Origin of the sequence: Erythrobacter sp. (genome assembly GCF_038133525.1) — a bacterium.
In the GTDB taxonomy this organism is placed as follows: Bacteria; Pseudomonadota; Alphaproteobacteria; order Sphingomonadales; family Sphingomonadaceae; genus Qipengyuania.
Genome location: NZ_JAYPTL010000168.1, coordinates 1 through 1705, shown reverse-complemented (window position 1 = coordinate 1705; position 1705 = coordinate 1). Strand labels below are relative to the sequence as shown.

Below are 1705 nucleotides of genomic sequence, written 5' to 3'. Positions count from 1 at the left end.
AGATGGGTGTGCGCGAAACGGCAAGAGGCCTGAAGGCGGGCGAATTCCTGCTCGAAGGAATGATCGAACGCGCCCGCGAATTGGGCGCAGAAGAGCTCTACCTTCTAACCAACAGCAAGTGCGCACCGGCCATTCATCTCTACGAGAAACTCGGCTTCGTGCATGATGTGGACATCATGGCCAGATATGGCGCGCGCTATGAGCGGTGCAATGTGGCGATGCGCTACGTCGGTGGCTAATCGTCCCCTGCCCTTGCCCGCCCGCGGTTTCTGCCGATAAGCCCTGTGTCGTCCGGTGCGATGACGGGGGTTATGACGGCATGCAAAGCTATCGTTCGCAGCTGATCGCGCTAACCGCAGTCTGGTTCGCGGCGCTCGTCGCGTCTGGCTGGGCCCCATATGATCGCGCAACCTGGCTGATGGAAGTTGCGCCTGCGCTGATCGCCCTGCCGATCCTGTGGGCCAGTGCCAAGCGCTTCCCGCTCACCACGCTCGCACTCGTACTGATTGGCTTTCACGGCCTCGTGCTGATGCTCGGCGGTGCCTTTACCTATGCTCGCGTCCCCATTGGCTTCACGGTGCAGGATTGGTTCGATCTCGCACGCAATCCCTATGATCGTTTCGGGCATTTCATCCAGGGCTTCGTCCCGGCCATTGTGCTGCGCGAACTGCTCGTCCGGCTCGGAGGGTTGCGCGGAGGCCTGTTGCTGACCACGCTTGTGCTCGCCAGCTGCCTGGCGGTGAGCGCGACCTACGAATTGATCGAGTTCGGGGCCGCGATGGCGCTGGGCCAGGGCGCCGATGAATTCCTAGGCACGCAGGGTGATCCCTGGGATACGCAGTGGGACATGCTGATGTGCGTGATTGGCGCCGCTTGCGCCTTGCTGCTGCTCACCAGGCTGCATGACCGACAGCTAGATACCCTGGCGGGTTAGCAAACCCCTTTCCTACTTACGTCCAACAATGGCAGGCAGCTTGGCATGATCCATTCGCCCAACCGAATTGCGCAGAAATCCGCCATTTCCATGCCTCCGCCTGACCCCCTGGTTTTTTCGTTCCGGACCCTGTTCCATGTGTTCCATCCTGTAGGGGTCGCAACCCGCAATTTGCTTGCCTTTCACCCCCGTTTCGCCTAGGCGCGCGCCCGTTCTCGCAATCTTTGGATTGGAAGGACCCGTGCGATGGCATCCGGCCCCGCGCGGCATCGGCCTCTTGCCCCGTTAGCCCCGCAATGGTGCGGGAGACGGAGAAAGACCCCGGATAAACCGGTGGCCGGTAGCAAAACGATCGAAGGACTATTCACATGGCAACCTCTGCCAACCCTACCCGCGATGATTTCGCGAAGATGCTCGACGAGCAGCTCGGTGGCGCCGATGACGGCGGCTTCGAGGGTCGCGTCGTCAAGGGCACCGTTACCGCCGTCGAGAACGGCTATGCAATGATCGACGTTGGCCTGAAGAGCGAAGGCCGCATCGACATCAAGGAATTCCTCCGTGGCGAAGGCGACGCGGCACCGGCAGTCGGTGACGAAGTCGAAGTTTTCGTTGATCGCGTCGAGAACGCCGACGGCGAAGCCATGCTGTCGCGCGACCGCGCCCGCCGCGAAGCCGCCTGGGACAAGCTGGAAAGCGAGTTCGGCGAAGGCAAGCGGGTCGACGGCCGCATCTTCGGCCGCGTCAAGGGCGGCTTCACTGTCGACCTCGACG

Annotated in this window: 3 protein-coding genes; all 3 read left to right on the top strand. The window is 62.0% G+C overall.

Features of this window, described 5'->3' with window-relative positions; all coding sequences use genetic code 11:
* On the top strand, positions 1–239 hold a 239-nt coding region (locus AAFM29_RS17610; protein ID WP_341714016.1), incomplete at its 5' end, for a GNAT family N-acetyltransferase.
* 80 nt (positions 240–319) lie between these two features.
* Positions 320–934: a DUF2238 domain-containing protein gene (locus AAFM29_RS17605; protein WP_341714015.1), complete on the top strand. Its 615-nt coding sequence runs from the start codon at positions 320–322 to the stop codon at positions 932–934.
* A 368-nt stretch (positions 935–1302) separates the two neighbouring features.
* Positions 1303–1705: S1 RNA-binding domain-containing protein (locus AAFM29_RS17600; RefSeq protein ID WP_341714014.1), on the top strand; the 403-nt coding region annotated here is incomplete at its 3' end.